Below are 20,688 nucleotides of genomic sequence, written 5' to 3' on the forward strand. Positions count from 1 at the left end.
TGAGTCGATTAACATTATCGATGGTTGTTTTTATCTCTCAGCTCTGAGATTGCTACTAGTAACCCAATCAGCAGTACCACCAGAAAGCCTAAAGTCGTTAGGGTTCCAATGGCACCAAAGAAGGGAGATAGGGTAAACAGGGTGATAAGAGCCATGATAAGTTTGATGGTTTGTAGGAGAAGGGAAGTCATGAGTTATTGCGGGGTAAGGGTAATATCGTCGAATGCCTCTATCTCGACGTATGCGAGAAAATTACTCTCCCACAATTGATACAGTTCAACAGCGTCACGATTATCGTTCATTGAAAACCAGCCGTGGTAGCTGGCAAAGCATTGACGAGCACGAAAGTCAAAATCTAAATTCCGCTCAAGCTCAGGGTAGTAGCTCCCCATATAAGCAAAGTCCGTGATGTACTCAATACACCATTCTCCTGTTGAAAATTGGCAAATAGAAATCTCGACAGGGTGAAAGCCACCAGCAGCAGCACTGTAAGTTTTATCACGAAAGTTAAAGACCATATGACTGCTGGTGGAGAGCGTTTCATTGTTAAGCAAATGAGCCGAGTAATGCGTATTAAGCAATGCATACAGCTTCTTAGAAACAGGTAGGGGTAATGACGTAAAGGCTAATTGGGACATCGACAGTCCTCCTTGTTTAGGGGTAAATCAGAAAGTAGGTAGAGGGTTAGTTAAACGAGCTGACCAACGAGAGTTGCACGTTATCAAAGACGTTTCGGGTTAGGTGGCGAGTTAATGCATTCATCCAAGCAGAGAGCACATCTTGCACTTCTGGATGAGATAAATCCGTTGTTCCTGTATCGGGTTGATAGAACCAACGATTAGCAAGATGAAAGTACAACTCTGGCTCTACTGAAGTACTGTTGTTATTAGGGTAAGAAAAGCTGGCAAAGAACACGATAAGCCAAGGAGCTGAGATTGACTCTCGTTTGAGTTGTATCTCAATCGGGTGCAGTCCTTGACGATGGCGGTAGTAAATCATTTGACGGCAGTTCAGTACCAGTCGCTCAGCATGCTCAGGTAATGTATGACCAGTAAGAAGACTTTCTAGTGACGAGAGCAGTGCATCATTGATACTGATATCACCATAGTGTTGTTCAATCATAACCAGCCTCGCTCAGCAAATGAGGTGCAGATTTCGCCCGTCACGATATGATCCAATACGCGCACATCGACCAGAGCGAGCGCGTCTTTGAGTCTTTCGGTTATACGTCTATCCGCTTGTGAGGGGGTTGAGTCACCGGAAGGATGGTTGTGAGTCATAATCACTGCTGCTGCATTCACTTCCAACACAGCTTTTATTACTTCTCTTGGGTAGACACTGGCGGCATCGACGGTGCCATGAAAGAGCTCTTTAAACTCAATCAATCGGTTTTGGTTATCCAGTAGCAGTAAAGCAAATACTTCGCGTTCATAGCTGCCGAGTTTGCAGCGTACATACTCTTTGGTCGCATCAGGACTAATTAAGGCATCACCACGCACATAGCGCGTGGCGAGTATCTTAGCTGCATGCTCTAGGATTTCATTCTCCTGATAGCGCAGTTGTTTTTGGTAATCAGAATTAGGGGTAGTCATTACAGGCTCCTGTCGGATTCAATGATGGTTATTCACATTGATGACATATGCCTGAATATTTTTGGTTTTAGAGTGAGATATAAAGGGAATAGGTGTGAACTCCGACGGAGCACGTGAGTGGGAATTTGGCCTGAGAGGAAACTTGATGACGTTAGGGTGGGGGGCGATATGACAGAGTCGTTTGGAGATTAAACGTACACACTTATTGAAACTCTGAAACACCTATTTCTGGCATAACTACATTGGAGTTTGACCAACTCCTAAGATAGTGAGCCCATACATAGTGCTGATGTTCATTGTCAAAGGTCACGGCTACTTTTGTTTATCGTACCCGCCTAAAGGATTGCATTTAGCAATCTCCAAAGCTTTCTTTTCGAACTAATTAAAGTCATAGAGTGTCTCTTCAGTGAACTCCCGAGACTCAGACCAGTGGACAAGTACCGTGAGTGGTTTGATTTTTTTTGCCTCTAACGTAGGTAAAGAATCATGTTGGTCTATGGAGGAGCTGTTTGGTTGTGTTGTTTGCATGAGTGCTTCCTTTTTACGGATAAAATAAAAAGACCACCTTGATAACAAGGTGGCCTCTAGATGGTGGGTTAACGTATTTGTGGGTCGTTAAGCTGGTGGGTAGTGCTTAACGTATTAGATAGAATGCTTCTTTACAGCGTGATAGGGCGGCTCTGAGCTATTTATCCAGCACTTGCCTTGGTAGCTATTGATGAGCTGCTAAAAGAGCCACATCTCAAAAGCAGACTTGGGTTTTATTGCGACATCAAAGCCATCGCCATAAAATCGTTGCCGTTCTTTCCAAGTCGCCTCTAAATCAGAAAGTCGTGTTTTTAACTCATCTAACTGGGTCTGTTTGGATTTCTCTAATGGCGCTTTAAGCCATACATCCAAAGTATGGCAATACGGCATCACGGTATAGTCTTTAGCGAGGTTCGAGTATGATGTAATGTTCGAATCCAACCCTCTGCTTTGGTATCGCGACCATTAAGTTTGATATCTCCTGATTCAGCGGCTGCTGACCAGTCACAACCCCATATCCATGGTCTTCTGCCAACCGTGAAACTGCCACTGGCCTTTTCGGTTGATGAAGTATTTTAGGGCGATCCAAGTTTTGGACTTTGTTGGATAACGCCTTTTAGCCCAGTGCCATAACGTATGGAATAGCTTGTGACCGACATATCCGAATACCTGTTTAGCCACGCAGTGCCGATAATAGTTCGATCACCCCCTGAGTTTCGGATTTATCAGTTTGATAAGATCATTCACTGGAAGGGTTACGTGCTTTTTGATGAGTTCCCGCAGGTTACTTAAGAACCTCAACGTATTGGATTTACTCGGCTTAATGAGCATTTTTCCAGACCTGTGATTCCGCACTGCTTATACCATGATGCCACGGTGCTGACGGCTCCCCTCATATTTCCCCTAGTCCTGCATTGTGTGTGAGCCTCTGATATTCGAACATTCCCCATTGATATTGTGATTCGTTAATTTGATATCGCCGATGATTTCGTACCTCTCTCTAGACGAGGTATGGATAGAACTCGGCGGTGTTTAATGCTGTTGGCTTGGAAGTCAAAATGCCATTTGGCTTTTACTGCAATGAGGCCATTCCACCACATCAAGATTTCAGCGAGCAAGGCAATAAAAAGTAGGATATCCAATCGCTTAGTACAACGAGTTCTGTTGTGACGAAGTGCGATTCCATAGGCGGTACTCTTTAGATCGCGGAAGGCTTCTTCTATTTGCATGCGCTTGGCGTACAGATTGGTAATTTGTACTTCATTTAAGATATGTCGAGGGACATTAATCGCGAGCAGCCACGGCTCCTCGTACTGCGTTGGTAGAGATGTGTAGCGGAGTGTTTTTGGCTGGTTCTACTATGGCGCTGGGCTTTTCGGCCTTTTTCTAATCCCTTATAAACATAGGCTTCACAGAGTGTCGGTGCTCTCTTTGCCAATAAGCAGTGGCCAAGATATTTGGGTTTATGAACAGCGGTTGGATAAAAGGTCTTATTTGAGACCCAAGGTTTATGAGGCTGTTTGATTGATACTTCACCTCGGACACGACCTAACCAAAATACTCTGCAATTTATCGAGGAATGTTTAGGGCGTGTTGATCTTTGCTGTACATTTCGCGTTCAACAATACAGCGGTAGCCACATTAACATGAATGCCAGCGATAACATGCTGGCATAATTCCTTTCTAGCTTGTCATATCTACTTGAAATAGCTCGATAATGCTTAATTCTCCCAAAGGCATTTTCGACCAAGTGACGATACTTGTATAGACACCAATCCATACTGTCTTTGTCTATATCTTGTCCGTAATTGCGTTTAGCAATGACCGTTTCTCCACCACGTTCCTTAACAAAAGTACGAAAAGGTTCGCTGTCATAGCCTTTATCACAAACGATGGTATTAACTTCATCGAGTTGTTCAACTAAGCTTTCGGCATGCACTATATCGTGGCGTTGTCCTTCTGATAAATCAAAGCAAATCGGCAGGCCAGCACTATCCACAGCTAAGTGAACTTTGGTTGAGTTGCCCCCGCGACTTTTTCCTATTTGCTCTGAGCTTTCAGTAGCTGCACCTGTGCTATGCTGATGCGCTCTAACTATAGAGCCATCAAGAAAGACCCATTCAAAATCAGCCATGCTAGATAAGCTTCTGAAAAGATTATCTAAAATCCCTTTCTTTGACCAAAGATCAAATCGTCTGTAAACGGTACTCTACTCTCCGAACTCAGAGGGTAGAGCTCGCCAAGGAATACCTGCCCTCATTCGATAAAGTATTCCTTCAAATGTCATTCGATGTTCAGTTTTATCGTAAATACGACCTGTACTTTTCATAACTTGGAGTAGCAGTTCCCATCGAATATCAGTTAGCATTGTTCTTGGCATGGTATTGGTTATGGTTTTACTTTTGGCGAAGCAGATTATAACTCTTTACCATGCTGTTCAAAAAACACTCACGAAAGATCAACACGCCCTAGTGACTTTTCGGTGAATTGTATTGGCCATATTCAAAAACTTGTTCAAAGATTGTGATGGCTCGACCATCAAGTGCAACGGATGCTCTTAACGTCATATAACGAAGTTGTTCACGAACATCAGACCAATCAACAAGGATGACAGGACATGGGTTGGCGCCCGTTATTAAGTAGGCATGCCATTTATAAATAAGGTCTTTTTCACGGTGTAGTTGGCGATTTCCAAGCCGTCTATCAACGCGTTTGATCGCATGTTTTACCGTGGTATTAGTTTCCAGTTTGCGACCTAGTTTAGTCAGCGTTAAGTCTGAGCCGTCAAGTGCACTTTTTGTAGCAAGTATCAGAAAATTAAGGCGTTTTTGTGAATGGAGGGGCATTGATTTTGTATGGTTTGTTGTAAAATCTGAATATCGCGCATCGTTAGTTCACTTGTTCAAAATGTGTTCAGCGATACTCATTAGATCAAAGACGGCGATGCGCGTCTATCTCATTGTTTTTATGCCTAATTATGAGGGGATTCGCAAGGCCACGGTGTAACGTCGGTCTGGAAATACCAAAGCAGCATACAAGGCCTACCTCATAACACTCCTCATACAATTTTACCCATGGTAATCTTTGTTTTCAGCCCTAAACCACCTACTTCAGTAGGTGGTTATCATTCAGTTTGGCTTTGCCTGTAGTTCTACCCATGTTAAATGCTCCCTTGATTTTTAGCGAAGTCAAAGAGGACAAATAACATGAGTAGATATAATCAAGCTTCCCACGTATTTTGGAGATGTCAATATCACATAGTGTGGACACCAAAGTATCGATTTAGGATTTTGAAAAACAATGTAGGTAAAGAAGTTTATCGGTGTATAAACGTTTACTGTAATCAACTTGGATGTGAAGTCGTTGAATTAAACGTTCAAGTTGACCACGTGCACTTGGTAGTAAAAGTTCCGCCTAAGTTATCGATATCCAAGTTGATGGGCGTATTGAAAGGCAAAATAGCTTTAAAACTCTTTAGTAAATTTCCATATTTAAGGAGAAACAAGCTCTGGGGTAACCATTTTTGGCAAAGGGGCTATTTTGTCGATAGCGTAGGGGTTAATGAAGAAATCATTCGACGCTATGTAAGACATCAAGAGAAAAAAGAGCGCGTGGAGCAGCAGCAACTGGCGTTGGACTAAACAAAGGCCCCCTTTTAGGGGGCTCACACAAAGCCACCTTCTTTAGAAGGTGGTAATTTACTGGATTTCTCTTTTTATAGACATCCCATGTAGTTGAAATAATATCTATGAATCACACACTTCATTAAACTTTACATTTTTTCAACCTTGTTTTAATTGGTGTTGAGTGTAAATTGTGCGGTTGATTTGCCTGTTTAACTTGAGTGAAATGTAATTACCCACCAATCAATACGGTTGGCATCCCCATCACTATAGTTCCGCCATGGGCAGTTAGATCGCCCATGCGCGTCGCGGGCTTATTGTTAATCAGCACGGTTGCACTTCCTTTAACAACACTATCTGGTGGGCCGACACAAACACATATCTGCCCTAGAGTAGCGGCTGGTAGATTGCCGATCAATACTGTTGTTGGTAGAGGGAGTAATGGCCCACCTACGTGAGGGATTGGCACTACTGCTGGTGTTTGCATCGGACACATGTGCATGTCTGTTGCTCTGGCTGCTGGTAGCATGTTCTTTCCCTATTGTTGACCGTTTCCGCCAGAGGCGATGTTTAGACCCATTTCTACAAACTGTTGATAACGTTCTTTTGCTTCTTCACCGTCAGGTAAGACTGCTGAAAGGTTAATACTTCCTGCGACTGCTTGTGCGTACAAGTATGGGGGAGGGGGAACTGCAGGATCCTCTGGCTTGATCATACTGCCACCGCTCCAAAAGGCCGCTTGAGCTGTCCAGCCGGCACCGGTTTCTAATCCCGCTTTTTCTGCCATTTGCTCTGCAAATCGTCGGCTTGTTTCATCAGGTGTATAGACCCAAGCCTTTGTTGCGCGAATGGCATTGGCTTCGTCTTCTTTCCAGTGATGCAGGGAAGCGGCGCAGGTTGCGCTCCACCAAATGGATTCACGAACTGGGAGAGCATGTGCAAGAAAAGTCACAGCATCGGCAAACAGCTCTTGCTCCATCGCTACAGAAACCAAATCGATAGGTGTAGTGTTTGCGTCTGCTAATTCTGCGAATGCGGCATTCGGTTCGTAGACAGTTAGGATATCTTGCGCGGCTTGGTGAGGAACCTTTATCAACATCATCAATTTACCTTTGTAATTGCGCCTTGAATTTGCACCATGGCTCCGGCTTTTATTTGTGTCATGGCGCTGCCGTTAACCGACACTAACGCTGCTTTTACATCGGCCTTACCTTGGCCTTCAATATTTATCATTGCGGCTTTCATCTCTGCTTTTGCTTTACCTGAAACAGAGACTTGAGGGGCGTCGATCTTAATACCACTAGCGCTGATCTCGATTTTACTCGCACCCACTTTGAGTTCGATCTTCGATTTACCACAGATCGACACTTGGTTGCCATCAACGCTGACTGTCGATTTAGCCGCAATATTGATGTTGGAAGCGGCATTGAGGTTTAGATCTTTCTCACTGTCACCAGTCCAGTTATCTTTACTTTTAGCAGTAAGTGTTTTATCGCTTTCGACTTGAATGTCTTCTTTAACGTTTAAGGTCGCACTCTTCTCAACTTGAGTCATTTTCATGCCTTTAATCGTTGACTGGCTGTCGTTATTTACGTCCAGTAGCCAATCTTTTTCAGCCCGTAAGTATACTTGCTCTTTGTCTTTTTGATCTTCAAAACGTAGTTCGTTTCCTTGCTTGCTGCTGCCCTTAGGCGTTGAACGAGTTTTGATACCATTTTGAGTATCAGAGGTGTATGGGGCTGAGCTGTTTTTGTTGTATAGAGAGCCAGTCACGATAGGACGACTGGGGTCGCCATCAATATATTGTATAATCACTTCATCACCAATGCGTGGTGTGAATTGAGAACCGAAGCCTTTACTGGCAAGCCCTTGCGATACGGGCAACCAACATGAACTGTTTTGGTCATTTTTTCCGACTCTATCCCAGTGAAACTGCACTTTTACTCGGCCCAACTTATCTCGGTAAATCTCTTCTCCCTTCGGCCCGCTGACGGTTGCTGTATGTAAGCTATGGACACGCGGTTTATCTAATATTTCTGGACGAAAGACCAGTGATGAAGGGATGCAAGAAAACTGATTTTGATACGCGACCTCGTTTTTTGATTCTTCTCTGGATATGCGATGTGATAGATGAGTGACGATGTACTCTTGGTTCATTGAACCGAGAGGATGGTTAGTTAGTACAAATTTATAGCCACAAGCTAGCGTCGCTAAACTGGATGATGAGTGAGAGGCTGACTTCTTAAGATCTAACGCTTCCATATGCATTTTTGCTGCGTCGCGGACTTCATTTTTATTCTCGTGACCAAATGCAAAGAGTTCTTGTGTCAATGAAGTTGACGCGTAACTTTCGGTGCTTTTACGGGTGCCGCTATCAAAAAATTCAGCCAGTTCTTGAGTATGATCGGCGACAGATACCCTTCCACTGCCAACATAATGGGATTGACTCCACGTTGTTAGTACGTGCTGCTGATTGTTGCCACCTATTTGATAGCTTAACTTTGGATCAGATATTTTCTCAAATCGTTGATTTGAATCGCCAATGCAGACTGTCGACTTATTGGATTGATGCTGTACGTGGTAGTGCCAACCTTCGCTTGCTAACAAGCGCCGTATAAAAGCTTGGTCGGTTTCATCAAGTTGAACACAATACTCATGCTTTCTCCCATTTCCGGAAAGGGAAAAGTGAAAATAGCTTTTGAGAGCAGCTTGTTCTAACAGTTTTTCAATGATCTGTTTCGTTGTCATGTTTTGAAAAATCTGACGACTTCGCTTGTATTTTAGCAAGCTAAGATGATCAAGTATTTCTATTTGATAATAAAACTGGTGCTTGTCTTTGCTATATCCTGTGAATTGCAGAGTGCTACATATGCCTGAAAAAAAGCGCTTTCCGGCATTAAACTCGTAAGACACACAAACTGCTTTGCCAAGGTTTTTGGTATCGATCTCCATGTTTGCCGCGATGGAAACTGAAAATTTGCAACCTCCAGATATGCTTTCCTCACCAATTAACTGGGTGACAATATAACTTTTGCTATCTGAAAGCTTGATGGTGAGGGAGCGGGTTTGGTGCTTTAATTCATTACTGCTCATATTCACTTAATTCACTATTAAATAACAATTGATACCATTATTACTTGATGTAATGACATCAACGTTCAGGATTTACGCATCTAATCTATTTCGAGTTAGAGCTTAATTCAAGGTAATTTGTTTAACATATTGCTATTTGAATGTGATGAAAGCGATTGCTTTGAGGTCATTCTCAAAGATGTTTAACTTTAAATGGTAAACTTTCTCGCTAATTCTTTATTGGTGCATATCTATTTTCTAGGTATTTAAGAGATCGTTAATATATTTGTTTATAGCGTTATCTTGGGCTTAAAGCCTTTAAATCATGGGTTTATGTTTTTTCTGGTTTTAAGTTATCTATCAAAAGAGGTCTGATGACCTAAAAATGATTATAAAAAAATATCATTTTCAATTAATATATATCACTTATTGTTAATTGATTTTAATAAGATGTTATTTCTCCATAAAAAGAAGAATTTGTCAGGCTGAGATAATTCAATGCCTCTAGCTTTTTTCTTTCAGGGGGAATAGCGATTGAACTTAATTGGAACTTGAACGGATAGTTGAAATAGAGTGGGAACCTATGCCTTTTTCAAAGCATCAAATTGAGCAACTTTCTACACCTCTGAGTGATGATTCTATCTGTGGCGTTTATCTTAAACTGGATAAAGGTGCTTTTCGCCCATTACGTAATGAATTTAATGTCGCGCAAACTGCGCTGCGTAAGCTAATTCAAAACCCTAGTGCTGACGAGAAAGACGCGTTACAAGAGGCATGTCTAAGTAGCTGGAAGACTCTCTCAGACAGTTTGTTTGAACAGTTTTCAAATACAACCAGAGATATCGAGCTCATCTCATGGTTTGTTGCCGCTCAGCTCCTTCTCGATAGCACGTTAGAAAGTGCTGCGAATAGCCTTGAGTGGTTAGCCGATTTAAGTGAGAAGCACTGGGATCACCTAAACCCTGTACTGCCAATTGAAAAGCTGAAATCTGATGATAAGGACAAAGAGAGAGAGCAAGCTGATGCAAAAGTTAAAGCATTTTTACAATTAGTTGGTGATAGCGAGGAAAGCTCGATTCTCTATGCACCGATGCTGCAACTGCCCTTAGTTGGGGAAGTGACGTTTTTTGATTTTCAAAGTGCAGAGAGAAAAGGCGAAATCAGCCAACTGAAATCTACGCTTACGACCACGGTGGCGCAAGAGCGCTACGCGATTCAATTCAAGATGGAAAATGCCAAACGTTGTATCTCCCAGTTGGAGCGTTTGTCAGCGTTAGTGAGCACTCATTGTCAGTCTGTAGGCAGTCAAAGTACCAACTTTGGATTTGCGAAGTCACTGCTTACCCGTGTTGAAAACGCTTTGGTTCATTTAAGTGGAATTAAGCTAGCCCCGAAAGCGGAGGCCAAGACAGCAGAGCAAGAGGTTACCGAAAATTTAGTTTCTGACGGTGATCAGCCAAGCCATATGGATGCAAAACCGATAGAACCAATACCTATGGCATCAGAGCAAGCTCAGACCGTAAGTCAACACTTACACGCAGGAAATCTCTCTGAACTGGGTAACTTAAACAACATGAACCGAGACTTAGCTTTCCATTTGCTGAGAGAAGTCTCTGATTATTTTCGCCAGAGCGAACCGCATAGCCCAATTTCATTCTTGTTAGAAAAATCGATTCGATGGGGATATTTATCCTTACCAGAGTTGTTGCAAGAAATGATGTCGGAACAAAACGGTGACGCTCTTAGTACGATTTTTAATGCCGCCGGATTGAATCATCTCGATCAGGTTTTGCTGCCGGAGGTGAATACTCCAACGGTGGACATTGAGAGCCCCCAGACACCTCAAGCGACGCCTCCCGTTTCGGGGCCGCCAAGTGTCGAAGAGCATGTATCTCAGACTTCCCCTGTAGATACCCAATCTAAGCAATATGAAAAACCACAACCATCCGCTACGTCGGCTCTGAGTTGGTAATTGTGTTAAAAAAAAATAAGGAAAAATCATGGCAAGTATTTACATGCGTGTAAGCGGTCTTCAAGTTGAGGGCGCAGCGACTATCGGTCAGCTAGAAACGGCTGAAGGTAAAAATGACGGTTGGTTTGCAATCAACTCTTACTCTTGGGGTGGCGTTCGTAACGTTGCTATGGACATTGGTAATGGCACCAATGCGGATTCAGGCATGGTTGGCGTAAGCGAAGTTAGCGTAACTAAAGAAGTCGATGGTGCTTCTGAAGATTTGCTGTCTTACCTATTCAACCCAGGTAAAGAAGGTAAAACAGTTGAGGTAGCATTTACTAAACCTTCTAACGATGGTCAAGGTGCAGACGTTTACTTCCAAGTTAAGCTAGAAAAAGCACGTCTAGTTTCTTACAACGTGAGCGGCACTGACGGTTCTCAACCGTACGAAAGCCTATCTCTTTCTTACACTTCTATTTCTCAGAAACATCACTACGAGAAAGAAGGTGGTGAACTACAAAGCGGTGGTGTTGTGACTTACGACCTACCGACCGGAAAAATGACTTCTGGTAAGTAATTCTTTCATTAGATATGTCACGTTCAGTGGCATGTCTATTTCATGAATATCTCATTTTAGGACACCGTTGTTATGGCATTGAACTCACAACATAAGCGCGTTAGTAAAAACCGTGTCAGCATCACCTATGATGTTGAAACGAATGGCGCTGTAGAGACGAAAGAGCTGCCGTTTGTTGTTGGCGTAATTGGCGATTTTTCAGGCCACAAACCAGAACCAGAAAAAGTTGATTTAGAAGAGCGAGAGTTCACGGGTATCGATAAAGACAACTTCGATACAGTGATGGGGCAAATTCACCCACGCCTTTCGTACAAAGTTGATAACAAGCTAGCTAATGATGATAGCCAGTTTGAAGTGAACTTAAGTTTCCGTTCGATGAAAGATTTCCACCCAGAGAACTTAGTTGATCAAATTGAGCCGCTTAAGCAGTTGGTTGAAACACGTAACCAGCTAAAAGTACTCCTAAGCAAAGCCGATCGTTCGAGAGATCTTGAGCGTCTACTGAAAGAAGTTCTGCAAAGCGCAGATGCCATCAATGGTTTAGCTCAAGAACTAGGTTTGAGCAAAGAGGGAGCGGAATAATGTCTGTAGTAGAACAACAAGCAGTACAAGGTGCTACTGAAGCAGAAGCAACGCAGAGCTTTCTTGACCGAGCGATCAACGCAACAGCACAAACACCAGTAGATACGACAAAAGAGCTATTGAGCATCATGGCTTCTCAAGCGCTGGAAGGTACAGTGACTTGGGATAAGAACCTAACGCTGACGATTGAAAAAGCAATCAGTGCGCTAGACAGTAAAATCTCTGAGCAGCTGTCAACGGTGATGCAAAACGGTGAGTTCCAAAAAATGGAAGGCTCATGGCTAGGTTTGCAAAAGCTTGTGAAAAACAGCGAGCTAGGCCCAGATCTGAAAATAAAACTGGCGGATTACACCAAAGATGAATTGCTAGAGCAATTTGAAGATGCACCAGCGATCGATCGCAGCCGTTTCTTTAATATGGTTTATCAAGAAGAATTTGGTACAGCTGGTGGTCAGCCATACGGCGCACTGCTAGGTGACTACGAATTTGGTTATGGTGATGAAGACGTAGCTCTGCTACGTTACATGGGTGAAGTTGCTTCTGCATCTCACGCACCTTTCGTTGCTGCGGCGAATGCAAGTATGTTCGACTTCAACGCATTCAGTAGCTTTTCTGAAGGCAAACCAGTTGCAGCGGGCTTTGATTCGCCAGCATACGCAAGCTGGAATGCATTCCGTGAAAGCGATGATTCACGCTACGTTGCTCTGACTCTACCGAAAACGATGGCTCGCCTTCCTTACGGTGCAGAAACCGTTCCAGTTAAATCATTTGCATTTGAAGAGCTTCAAACTCGCGACAACGGTCAGCAAGTTGTGTCTTCAGACGGCGATTTTGTATGGAGCAATGCAGCGTATGAGTTTGGTCTTCTGATGACTCAAGCTTACACCAAGTACGGTTGGTGTACGGCGATCCGCGGTACTGAGAACGGCGGTAAAGTTGAGAACCTGCCAAACTTCACTCACTACTCTGATGCCGGTGACTTGCTACAGCAATGTCCGACAGAAGTTAACCTAACGGATGAGCGTGAGAAAGAGCTGAGTGATCTTGGCTTCTTGCCACTGGTTCACTACAAAAACACCAACTACGCGGTGTTTATGGGGGCTCAGACTGCGCATAAATCAAAAACGTACACAGACCCAGATGCAACGGCAAACGCGGCAATTTCAGCACGTCTTCCATACACAATGGCAAGCAGCCGAATCGCACAGTACCTAAAAGTAATGGGCCGTGATCGTATTGGTTCAAACCTAGATCCAAACGACGTTGAGAAAGAGTTGAACTCTTGGATCAACCAATACGTTAACCCAAATGCGATTGGTAACGATGCGAAAGCAACACATCCATTGGTTGAAGCGAAAGTGACAGTAGAAGAGCAAGCTGGACGCCCAGGTGCTTACTCTGCAGTGGCTTACTTACGCCCTTGGCTGCAAATGGAAGAGCTAACCACTTCACTACGAATGGTTGCGAACATTCCTGGCTAACTTCTATTCGGGGGCGCTGTCCTCGAATGTTTTGAACTGAGTTGCTGATGTATACAGATTCCGAATTTGACCGCATTTTAGCTGAGAATCCTGCCTGGCAGGAGCTGTTACTGTGCGCGAGAAGTCAGTCGGTGACTCAATTCAAAGCATTGTTGGTTCGTTTGATCTCCGAGATTGATACGTCAATAAGTGAACAGTTGTCGGACGTTATCCAACACCCTAACTATAAGCAGTTAGAAGCCTCTTGGACGGGGCTTAAATCGTTAGCGCAGCTGCAAGTATCCCAACGTCGAGTCAAAATCAAAATGCTCGACTTGAGTTGGAGTATGGTTTCGGCAGATCTCAATTACTCTTTCGATCTAAAGCAGTCATCCCTATACCGAAAACTGTATTCAAATGAGCTGGATACCGCCGGTGGTAGCCCATTTGGCATGGTGATGGTCGACCACAAGGTCTCGGCTGATTACCCCGATGATCAGGAGTATGACGATCTCTACACCCTTCAACTGCTCTCTGAGCTGGGGGAGCTCTCTTTTTGCCCAATGGTGCTCGGAACCGACGAGTTTTTCTTTGGTGATGAACCGAGAAGGCTGCTTCACGACAGTGCGAGAATTAATCGCATTCTTACTAGTCGAGATTTTGTTTCATGGCAGCTGCTACGAGAAAAAAACTCATCACGATTTTTGCATTTGGTGATGCCAGAACATTTGATTCGTCAACCATATCGTCAATATCAGGCTGGATTTGTTTTTAACGAACGCCAGCAAGAGAAATATGCCTTATGGGGCAGCAGCGCTTACCTCTTGCTCGGTAATGTAATGCGAGAGTTTGACCGAATCAGTTGGTTTGGATTCCTGCGTTCTTACGATGAGACAGGTTCATATGGGGCTATCGTTCAGGACTCAAAAGAGCTTAAGACCAAGGTAGACATCTACAGTGAAGATGATGGCTTTTGGTCATCCCAAGGGTTCATGCCTTTAACCAGTATTTACTTAAGTGGCCATAAAGGTTTCTTTAGCAATCAATCTGTTTGGCAAGCACCTGATGAAGCTCAACGTCAGCTCGGTATGCTCCAAACCAACCTAATGGCTTGCCGATTTGCCCATTACATCAAGGTTCAAATTCGTGACCAAGTTGGTCGATATGACAGCGCAGAAAGTTGTCGACGTAGTCTAGAACGATGGCTAGAGCAGTTTATTAGCAACGTCAATTATGGTGAGGATGCCGTACTTGCCCGATACCCGCTGAGGTCTTGCTATGTAAGCATTGAAGAGGCTCCTCATGATAAAACCCGCTACCTATGCGAGATCATGCTTCAGCCTCAATATCAATACGAAATGATGGATGCGAAAGTGGTGTTAACTACCTCGGTATCTGGCACTGAGGTTGGAGAGACATCATGAGCTTAATGGCTAAGTTAACCCAAAGCTGGAATGACGATATCGACAGCGTTCGAGATGCAATTGTTGATAACGTCTGTGATCTTATTTCCAGCCGAGCACCTCTGTGCTCAGAGATGTTTTTATCGGAAAAAGGAACGATTGCCGAGTTCGGTATGCGTAACATGGCTCGCGCTCAAAGTAAAAACAACACCAGTGATATTGTCGCAGAAATTGAGGTGCTGATCCGAAACTTCGAACTTCGCCTGAGCCAGGTAGAGATTGATGTTCAAGAAGGGGAATTGGGTAGCAATCAATTGAGTTTTCGCCTTTCCGCCGTGGTGCATTCAGAGCTCGGTGATGAGGCGATCGTACTAGATTCTTTTTTGGATTTGAGCAGCAACAAACTAGATGTAAGGAACTCGAATTTTGTCTGATTCATTGCTTTCCTATTTTGAACAGGAACTGCGCTTTATTCGCAATGAAGCCTCTCAGTTCGCGGAACGTCATCAGGGGACGGCTCGTGCGTTGGGAATGCGTAAAGACAGTATTGATGATCCTCAGATCGCGCGTTTAATTGAAAGTGTTGCCTTGATGAACGGCAAACTGCAGCAGCGCTTGGATGAGTCTTACCCAGAGCTGACAGAAAGCTTGGTGAACTTGTTGTTCCCGCATTATCTAAGGCCAGTGCCGTCATACAGCATGTTGGACTTCGCTATTTTTGAAGAAGCGAATGCAAAGCACAGTATTCCTAAAGGCACAGAATTCGATGTCGCGAGCGAATCTGGTGAGCCAGTGGTGTTTCGCACTTCCGAAGATATAGCGCTGCTTCCAATTCAAGTTGCTTCGGCTGAAGTGCTGTTTGCGCCATTTGAACTGGCGAAGCCTGCGGGTGCAGAAAACGCAAAAGCGATGTTGGAGCTGACGATTAAGGCAACCGACAGCGGTATCGAGTTGCGTGATCTGGATATTGATCAGTTGAAACTGCATCTCAAAGGTGAAAGCCACTTCGCGTTGCGTTTGTATGATGTACTCGCCCATGGGCGCTGTCAGGTGTGTATCCAGAATAATGGCAAGAGCTACTCATTAGGTAAGTTTGCACTACAGCCAATTGGTTTCGATGTGAATGACACTATTTTACCGTATCAAGCAGCAAGCTTTGGTGGCTTTAAGTTGCTGACCGAGTTCTTCATGTTCCCTGAAAGATTTCAAGGATTCAAATTAGACCTTGGCAATGTCATGCAACATGCAATCGGCTCAGAGTTTCGTATTCAGATTTTCTTGAATGAGATGAGCGTGGTGCAAGCTCGTAGCATTCAAGCACAACATTTTTCTCTGTTTTGTACACCATTGGTGAACCTGCAAACCAAAGTGTCAGAACCCCTGCAAATCGACTTGACCCAAAAGCAGTACCCAATTTATCTTGATGCAAGCCAGGGTAATGATTTGGAACTGTTTTCTGTTGATGAGGTGCTAGACGTGACGGAGGGCGAACCGTTTAAGGTCTGTCAGATCTACGGAGACAAGTACAACAGTACAGAGACTGCACTTCGTTGGCAGCTCGAACAGGATACCCACGAAAGAGGCGTGCTTCGCAGTGGCTTAAAAGTGGCTGATATTGGGCATGTTAGTGCCACAATGTCGTCGAGAGTTTGGTCGGTGACGACAACCGCTACTGACGGCATTCGAGCGGGCTCATTGCCTGTAAACAGCCAAGTGACATGTCGGGAATCTCTTACGATTCCAGCGGCTATGAACTTGCTGCGCCGCCCAACCTTGCCAGTGCGTAGTCGTGATGCAAATAAGAATGTATGGGCACTGCTTTGCCATTTGCACTTTAACTATCACGCAATTCTAGGGACGGATGACCCAACCGCTACGCTGAAAAATGTGTTTGATTTGTATAATCACAACCAAGCGGTGCAAAACCACATCTATATCGAGTCCCTGCAAAATATCGAGCAGGAGCAAGTGGTGGCTCCGATCCGTGTGTCAGGAAAAACATGTTTTGCTTACGGCACAAAAATTTCGGTGACGTTAGACGCAAGCAATGTTAATGGAGGCGTATCGCTCTTTGGTCATTTGCTTGACTACTTCTTCGCTTATTTCGCAGGCTTCAACAGCTTTACTCAAGTAGATATTTATTTGGAAGGCCAAGACGGTGTTTACCTGTCCTTCCCGAGGAGAACTGGGTGCAAGAGTTTGTTGTAAGCCGTTTCGCTTATGGTGCGTTTGAGGGGCAGCTAGAAAAAGCGTGGCAGATCTTCAAGCATCAGGCTCATTTAAAGGGTCAGCGACCTGAAGTGAGGTTCAGTGCGGAAATTCTCCCAGCTTACTATCAAGCAGAAGTCTCTACGGTTACTTCGGAGCGAGAGGGTGAATTTACGGTAAAGACATCATTGGCGGCTTTGTCTGGCAACTCTGGTTCGATGCCAAGAGCGATGTATGGCGATGCACTAAAAGCGCGTTTTGAACTTGGCGATGAAGCGCCACTCGACTTCTTCGACATGTTTAATAACCGTTACTACCGCTTGTACTGCGAAACAAAGCAAAAGCACGAGCTGACGTATCAGATTGAGGAAGAGGCGTTTCATTGGAATCGTGACCGTCAATCTATTACTGAAATGCTTTCCAGTTTGGCTGGACAGACTGGAGATAAGGCACCAATGTCGGAATATCATTTGGTGCAATACACCGGCTTATTAGGGTTGAAATTAACCTGCCCATTGGCGCTTAAGTCGATGCTAGAAGATTACTTCGAGTCGGAGTTTGAGGTTGAACGCAGTGGCCTAGAGTATTTGCCTCTCACAGAGTGTTCGTTAACTCAAATTGGCCAAGCTGGAAACAATCATCAATTGGGAATGGGCGCGTTGGTCGGGACGTCGACGCCAATGACGGGGCAGAAACTCAACATAAAAATTTGCCCTCAAGACTATCAGCATTACTTAAAAATACGCAGTGACAAAGAGATGGTTCTTGCGCTGGACCATATGGTTAGAAGCTATATGGGAGTGAATACCAAGTTTGCACTCTATATGAAGGTAAATAGCCAGTATCTACCAAGAGTGAAGCTATCAGGCTGTCACCAAAAAGCGTTAAGAATTGGTCAATCCGCGTGGATGAGTCATCAATCAGATCGTCAACAGTTTGTTGAAATGCCACTGACGAAAAGTTAGGAAACAGAATGATAAATATTGAACTACAAAGCTTGGTCAAAAGGCTTACTCCGTTACTAAAAAGTGCCTTGGAAACGGCTGCTGGAGATTGTGTAAGTAAAGGACACTTTGCGATAGAAGCTGAGCATTGGTTTGTTCAGTTGTTACAGCAGTCCAAAGACTGGGAGGTCGCACTGCAGCAAGCATCAATGGCCAAAGAGTCGATGTTGGAGCGTTGTAATGACCGTCTGATGCACTTGGCTCGTGGTAATGACTCTTCACCTTCTTTGTCACCTGAGTTGGTTGAGTTGCTTAAAGATGCATGGATGCTTGCTTCATTAAACAATCAGCAATCGGTGGTGAATGAATTTCATCTGCTGATGGTGCTGAAGCAGCGTCTGGACCAAAGCGCTTACAACGGCGTGTTGAGCTCGTGGGTGTCAGTATTGTCTTTTGAATGGTTACGCAGTCAGTCGATGGTGATCAGCGGGCCCAGTGAAGTCTCATTGTCTACCGAGAGCATGGTCCCAACCGGTGGTGACTCAGCGACGCCAGCTTTGGACAAGTTCTCGCAAAACCTGACAGAGGCAGCTCGTAATGGCGAGTTGGATCCTATTACAGGGCGCGGAGATGAAATTCGCAAATCCATTGATATTTTGTGCCGCCGCCGTCAAAACAGCCCGATCCTCGTTGGTGACCCAGGTGTAGGTAAAACGGCCATTGTTGAAGGTCTTGCCCAAGAAATTGTGAATGGCAATGTCCCACCTGCGCTTGCGAACGTTGAGCTGCGCAGCCTCGATTTGTCCCTTTTGCAAGCAGGTGCGAGCATCAAAGGTGAGTTTGAAAACCGCCTTAAAGATGTGATCAATGAGATCAAGCAGTCAACGACGCCGATCATCATGTTTATCGATGAAGCACATACGCTGATTGGGGCGGGTGGCGCAGCGGGCCAGAATGATGCAGCTAATATTCTGAAACCAGCGCTTGCGCGTGGCGAGTTTCGCTCACTTGCAGCGACCACATGGGCAGAATACAAACAGTACTTTGAATCGGATGCCGCGCTGACTCGTCGTTTTCAAGTCGTTGCAGTTAATGAACCTAATGAAGAAGATGCTATCCACATGCTTCGCGGCGTGAAGCGCAGCCTAGAAAAGCACCATGGCGTTAAAGTCATGCAAGAAGCCATTGATGCCGCAGTCGCTCTCTCTATTCGTTACCTTCCTGAGCGTAAGTTACCTGATAAAGCAATTAGCCTGTTAGATACAGCGTGTTCACGCATTGGGTTGAGCCAAAGTGCGGCACCTAGACAGTTGGAAGCCATTGCAGAAAAAATCCGCTACACCAACAACGAGATCGAAACGTTACATCATGAGTCGGCATTGTGGTCGATTGAAAGCGTACGCTTGGAAGAAGCAAAACAGCGATTGGCGGCTTTAGAGCAAGAGCATCAGTCACTTGAGTGCTCTTGGAACGCAGAGCGCCTCTTGGTGGAAGAGATTATTGAGTTGCAGTCTGGCTTAGACGCTGAGCTAAAAGAAAATGGCTCGGTGATATCGCATGAAGCGAAAATCCTGTTAGCAGACAAAATGGCAGCCCTGCGAGAGATCCAGGGTGAGCAGCCATTAGTCTTGCCACAGGTAACAGAGCAAACCATCGCTGAAGTGGTGGCGCTATGGACGGGTATTCCAGTGGGCAACATGCTTAGCCAAGAAGTTGAGAAGTTGATGCACCTAGAGACTCGTATCGGTGAGCGAGTGATTGGTCAGACAACGCCGATAGCAGAGCTTTCACAAGCAATTCGCTTGTCGCGTGCAGGTTTAACTGACCCACGTAAACCTGTTGGGGTATTCCTGATGTGTGGTCCAAGTGGTGTGGGTAAAACCGAAACTGCATTGGCGCTTACCGATTTGCTATACGGTGGTGAGCGAAATATCACCACCATCAACATGACGGAGTTTAAAGAAGAGCACAAGGTGTCGATGCTTTTAGGCTCTCCTGCGGGTTATGTTGGCTACGGTAAAGGCGGTGTCTTAACAGAAGCGGTACGTAAGAACCCATATTCAGTACTGCTGCTGGATGAAATGGAAAAAGCCCACCCTGGTGTGCACGACATCTTCTATCAAATCTTTGATAAAGGCTCTATCTCGGACAGTGAAGGTCGACACATCGATTTTCGTAATACGATCATCATCATGACATCAAACGCGGCAGACAGTGCTGTTGTTAATGCATGTGAAAATAGTCGACCGGATATTCCGACTCTGACTCAGTCTATTTTCCCTGAGCTGCAAAAACAGTTTAAACCAGCATTTCTTGGCCGTGCGACCATCGTGCCTTACTTCCCTTTGAACGATGAAGAAATGGCGCAAATTGCAACCTTGTCTCTGAACCGCATTCGCAAGCGCGTTCAATCCCACTACAAAGCAAGTTTTGAATTTCACCCTGATGTGATTGACCTGCTGGTCAATATGAACGATTCACCTGAAACAGGCGCTCGTGCCGTTGAGCAACTGATCAATCGTCAACTTATGCCGGATTTAGCGAATCAATGCATTGTTCGCATGAGTGAGAACAAGCCGATAGAAGCGGTCACTGTTCACGTTGAAGAAGGCAGATTTAAGATTCAGATTCAATAGCATTAAGAGGCGACAGACCTCAAAAAAAGCAATGGGGTTGTATATAAACCCAACTAAAACAATAACGTAATTTTATTAACGCTTTTTGTTGCAGGCCGTGTTTAACGCG

At 44.6% G+C, this 20,688-nt stretch carries 20 protein-coding genes and 2 pseudogenes; 10 read left to right on the forward strand and 12 right to left on the reverse strand.

Annotated elements, in window-relative coordinates; genetic code table 11:
• Positions 1-194: 194 nt before the first annotated feature.
• The 9 genes and pseudogenes from BCT49_RS12300 to BCT49_RS12340 form a co-directional block, all read right to left on the reverse strand.
• Positions 195-638 (reverse strand): DUF2787 domain-containing protein, encoded by a 444-nt coding sequence (locus tag BCT49_RS12300; protein WP_102435490.1) that lies wholly within the window; start codon positions 636-638, stop codon positions 195-197.
• 46 nt (positions 639-684) lie between these two features.
• The gene (locus BCT49_RS12305; RefSeq protein WP_198595851.1) at positions 685-1,122 is read right to left on the reverse strand and encodes a DUF2787 domain-containing protein; all 438 of its coding nucleotides are present in this window, start codon (positions 1,120-1,122) and stop codon (positions 685-687) included.
• Positions 1,119-1,592: a RadC family protein gene (radC, locus tag BCT49_RS12310; RefSeq protein WP_102435494.1), complete on the reverse strand. Its 474-nt coding sequence runs from the start codon at positions 1,590-1,592 to the stop codon at positions 1,119-1,121. The genes BCT49_RS12305 and radC overlap by 4 nt, the downstream gene beginning before the upstream one ends.
• Before the next feature lie 378 nt (positions 1,593-1,970).
• Positions 1,971-2,120 (reverse strand): hypothetical protein, encoded by a 150-nt coding sequence (locus tag BCT49_RS26165; protein ID WP_241908069.1) that lies wholly within the window; start codon positions 2,118-2,120, stop codon positions 1,971-1,973.
• A 198-nt stretch (positions 2,121-2,318) separates the two neighbouring features.
• Positions 2,319-2,561, reverse strand: a complete 243-nt coding sequence (locus BCT49_RS26170) for a hypothetical protein (protein ID WP_241908070.1) — start codon at positions 2,559-2,561, stop codon at positions 2,319-2,321.
• A gap of 72 nt (positions 2,562-2,633) precedes the next feature.
• Positions 2,634-2,969, reverse strand: a pseudogene (locus BCT49_RS12325) (group II intron maturase-specific domain-containing protein); the annotation flags it as partial.
• Positions 2,970-3,085: 116 nt separating this feature from the next.
• The gene (locus tag BCT49_RS26175) at positions 3,086-3,349 is read right to left on the reverse strand and encodes a hypothetical protein (protein WP_339375382.1); all 264 of its coding nucleotides are present in this window, start codon (positions 3,347-3,349) and stop codon (positions 3,086-3,088) included.
• A gap of 389 nt (positions 3,350-3,738) precedes the next feature.
• Positions 3,739-4,500, reverse strand: a pseudogene (locus BCT49_RS12335) (IS5 family transposase).
• An 88-nt stretch (positions 4,501-4,588) separates the two neighbouring features.
• Positions 4,589-4,966 (reverse strand): hypothetical protein, encoded by a 378-nt coding sequence (locus tag BCT49_RS12340; protein WP_241908071.1) that lies wholly within the window; start codon positions 4,964-4,966, stop codon positions 4,589-4,591.
• Between the two features lie 360 nt (positions 4,967-5,326).
• Between BCT49_RS12340 and tnpA the strand changes: the two genes are divergently transcribed.
• On the forward strand, positions 5,327-5,761 hold the full coding sequence (gene tnpA / locus BCT49_RS12345) for an IS200/IS605 family transposase (protein ID WP_017633274.1): 435 nt from the start codon (positions 5,327-5,329) through the stop codon (positions 5,759-5,761).
• Positions 5,762-5,975: 214 nt separating this feature from the next.
• Here the strand turns inward: tnpA and BCT49_RS12350 are convergent, their stop codons facing one another.
• Genes BCT49_RS12350 through BCT49_RS12360 form a run of 3 tightly spaced genes read right to left on the reverse strand, consistent with a single transcriptional unit; the run spans position 5,976 to position 8,836 of the window.
• Complete coding sequence (locus BCT49_RS12350) at positions 5,976-6,272, reverse strand: PAAR domain-containing protein (RefSeq protein WP_102435497.1); 297 nt, start codon at positions 6,270-6,272, stop codon at positions 5,976-5,978.
• Between the two features lie 9 nt (positions 6,273-6,281).
• Positions 6,282-6,845: a DUF6931 family protein gene (locus BCT49_RS12355; protein WP_102435499.1), complete on the reverse strand. Its 564-nt coding sequence runs from the start codon at positions 6,843-6,845 to the stop codon at positions 6,282-6,284.
• Entirely contained in the window at positions 6,845-8,836 is a 1,992-nt protein-coding gene (locus tag BCT49_RS12360) for a type VI secretion system Vgr family protein (protein WP_198595852.1), read from the reverse strand. Before BCT49_RS12360 ends, BCT49_RS12355 begins: the two co-directional genes overlap by 1 nt.
• 562 nt (positions 8,837-9,398) lie before the next feature.
• Between BCT49_RS12360 and BCT49_RS12365 the strand changes: the two genes are divergently transcribed.
• The 9 genes from BCT49_RS12365 to tssH all read left to right on the forward strand — a co-directional run bounded on the left by BCT49_RS12365 (position 9,399) and on the right by tssH (position 20,579).
• Positions 9,399-10,787, forward strand: a complete 1,389-nt coding sequence (locus tag BCT49_RS12365; protein ID WP_102435503.1) for an ImpA family type VI secretion system protein — start codon at positions 9,399-9,401, stop codon at positions 10,785-10,787.
• Positions 10,788-10,815: 28 nt separating this feature from the next.
• On the forward strand, positions 10,816-11,346 hold the full coding sequence (locus tag BCT49_RS12370; RefSeq protein WP_102435505.1) for an Hcp family type VI secretion system effector: 531 nt from the start codon (positions 10,816-10,818) through the stop codon (positions 11,344-11,346).
• 72 nt (positions 11,347-11,418) lie between these two features.
• On the forward strand, positions 11,419-11,928 hold the full coding sequence (tssB, locus tag BCT49_RS12375; RefSeq protein ID WP_102435507.1) for a type VI secretion system contractile sheath small subunit: 510 nt from the start codon (positions 11,419-11,421) through the stop codon (positions 11,926-11,928).
• On the forward strand, positions 11,928-13,409 hold the full coding sequence (gene tssC / locus BCT49_RS12380) for a type VI secretion system contractile sheath large subunit (RefSeq protein WP_102435509.1): 1,482 nt from the start codon (positions 11,928-11,930) through the stop codon (positions 13,407-13,409). The genes tssB and tssC overlap by 1 nt, the downstream gene beginning before the upstream one ends.
• Positions 13,410-13,456: 47 nt before the next feature.
• A complete protein-coding gene (locus BCT49_RS12385; RefSeq protein WP_102435512.1) occupies positions 13,457-14,812 on the forward strand; it encodes a type VI secretion system contractile sheath domain-containing protein in 1,356 nt (451 codons plus the stop codon).
• A complete protein-coding gene (gene tssE, locus BCT49_RS12390) occupies positions 14,809-15,225 on the forward strand; it encodes a type VI secretion system baseplate subunit TssE (protein WP_102435514.1) in 417 nt (138 codons plus the stop codon). Before BCT49_RS12385 ends, tssE begins: the two co-directional genes overlap by 4 nt.
• Positions 15,218-16,999 (forward strand): type VI secretion system baseplate subunit TssF, encoded by a 1,782-nt coding sequence (tssF, locus tag BCT49_RS12395; RefSeq protein WP_102435516.1) that lies wholly within the window; start codon positions 15,218-15,220, stop codon positions 16,997-16,999. Before tssE ends, tssF begins: the two co-directional genes overlap by 8 nt.
• Entirely contained in the window at positions 16,981-17,964 is a 984-nt protein-coding gene (locus BCT49_RS12400) for a type VI secretion system baseplate subunit TssG (protein WP_102435518.1), read from the forward strand. The genes tssF and BCT49_RS12400 overlap by 19 nt, the downstream gene beginning before the upstream one ends.
• A gap of 8 nt (positions 17,965-17,972) precedes the next feature.
• Positions 17,973-20,579: a type VI secretion system ATPase TssH gene (gene tssH / locus BCT49_RS12405; RefSeq protein ID WP_102435520.1), complete on the forward strand. Its 2,607-nt coding sequence runs from the start codon at positions 17,973-17,975 to the stop codon at positions 20,577-20,579.
• Positions 20,580-20,688 lie beyond the last annotated feature (109 nt).

This window comes from Vibrio lentus (assembly GCF_002875945.1).
Lineage (GTDB): Bacteria > Pseudomonadota > Gammaproteobacteria > Enterobacterales > Vibrionaceae > Vibrio > Vibrio apostichopi.

What these genes read in the sequence shown, in the direction of transcription:
- BCT49_RS12300 (WP_102435490.1), bottom strand. Translation starts at nt 638, where the DNA reads ATGTCCCAATTAGCCTTTACGTCATTACCCCTACCTGTTTCTAAGAAG.
- BCT49_RS12305 (WP_198595851.1), bottom strand. Translation starts at nt 1,122, where the DNA reads ATGATTGAACAACACTATGGTGATATCAGTATCAATGATGCACTGCTC.
- radC (WP_102435494.1), bottom strand. Translation starts at nt 1,592, where the DNA reads ATGACTACCCCTAATTCTGATTACCAAAAACAACTGCGCTATCAGGAG.
- BCT49_RS26165 (WP_241908069.1), bottom strand. Translation starts at nt 2,120, where the DNA reads ATGCAAACAACACAACCAAACAGCTCCTCCATAGACCAACATGATTCT.
- BCT49_RS26175 (WP_339375382.1), bottom strand. Translation starts at nt 3,349, where the DNA reads ATGCAAATAGAAGAAGCCTTCCGCGATCTAAAGAGTACCGCCTATGGA.
- BCT49_RS12340 (WP_241908071.1), bottom strand. Translation starts at nt 4,966, where the DNA reads ATGCCCCTCCATTCACAAAAACGCCTTAATTTTCTGATACTTGCTACA.
- tnpA (WP_017633274.1), top strand. Translation starts at nt 5,327, where the DNA reads ATGAGTAGATATAATCAAGCTTCCCACGTATTTTGGAGATGTCAATAT.
- BCT49_RS12350 (WP_102435497.1), bottom strand. Translation starts at nt 6,272, where the DNA reads ATGCTACCAGCAGCCAGAGCAACAGACATGCACATGTGTCCGATGCAA.
- BCT49_RS12355 (WP_102435499.1), bottom strand. Translation starts at nt 6,845, where the DNA reads ATGATGTTGATAAAGGTTCCTCACCAAGCCGCGCAAGATATCCTAACT.
- BCT49_RS12360 (WP_198595852.1), bottom strand. Translation starts at nt 8,836, where the DNA reads ATGAGCAGTAATGAATTAAAGCACCAAACCCGCTCCCTCACCATCAAG.
- BCT49_RS12365 (WP_102435503.1), top strand. Translation starts at nt 9,399, where the DNA reads ATGCCTTTTTCAAAGCATCAAATTGAGCAACTTTCTACACCTCTGAGT.
- BCT49_RS12370 (WP_102435505.1), top strand. Translation starts at nt 10,816, where the DNA reads ATGGCAAGTATTTACATGCGTGTAAGCGGTCTTCAAGTTGAGGGCGCA.
- tssB (WP_102435507.1), top strand. Translation starts at nt 11,419, where the DNA reads ATGGCATTGAACTCACAACATAAGCGCGTTAGTAAAAACCGTGTCAGC.
- tssC (WP_102435509.1), top strand. Translation starts at nt 11,928, where the DNA reads ATGTCTGTAGTAGAACAACAAGCAGTACAAGGTGCTACTGAAGCAGAA.
- BCT49_RS12385 (WP_102435512.1), top strand. Translation starts at nt 13,457, where the DNA reads ATGTATACAGATTCCGAATTTGACCGCATTTTAGCTGAGAATCCTGCC.
- tssE (WP_102435514.1), top strand. Translation starts at nt 14,809, where the DNA reads ATGAGCTTAATGGCTAAGTTAACCCAAAGCTGGAATGACGATATCGAC.
- tssH (WP_102435520.1), top strand. Translation starts at nt 17,973, where the DNA reads ATGATAAATATTGAACTACAAAGCTTGGTCAAAAGGCTTACTCCGTTA.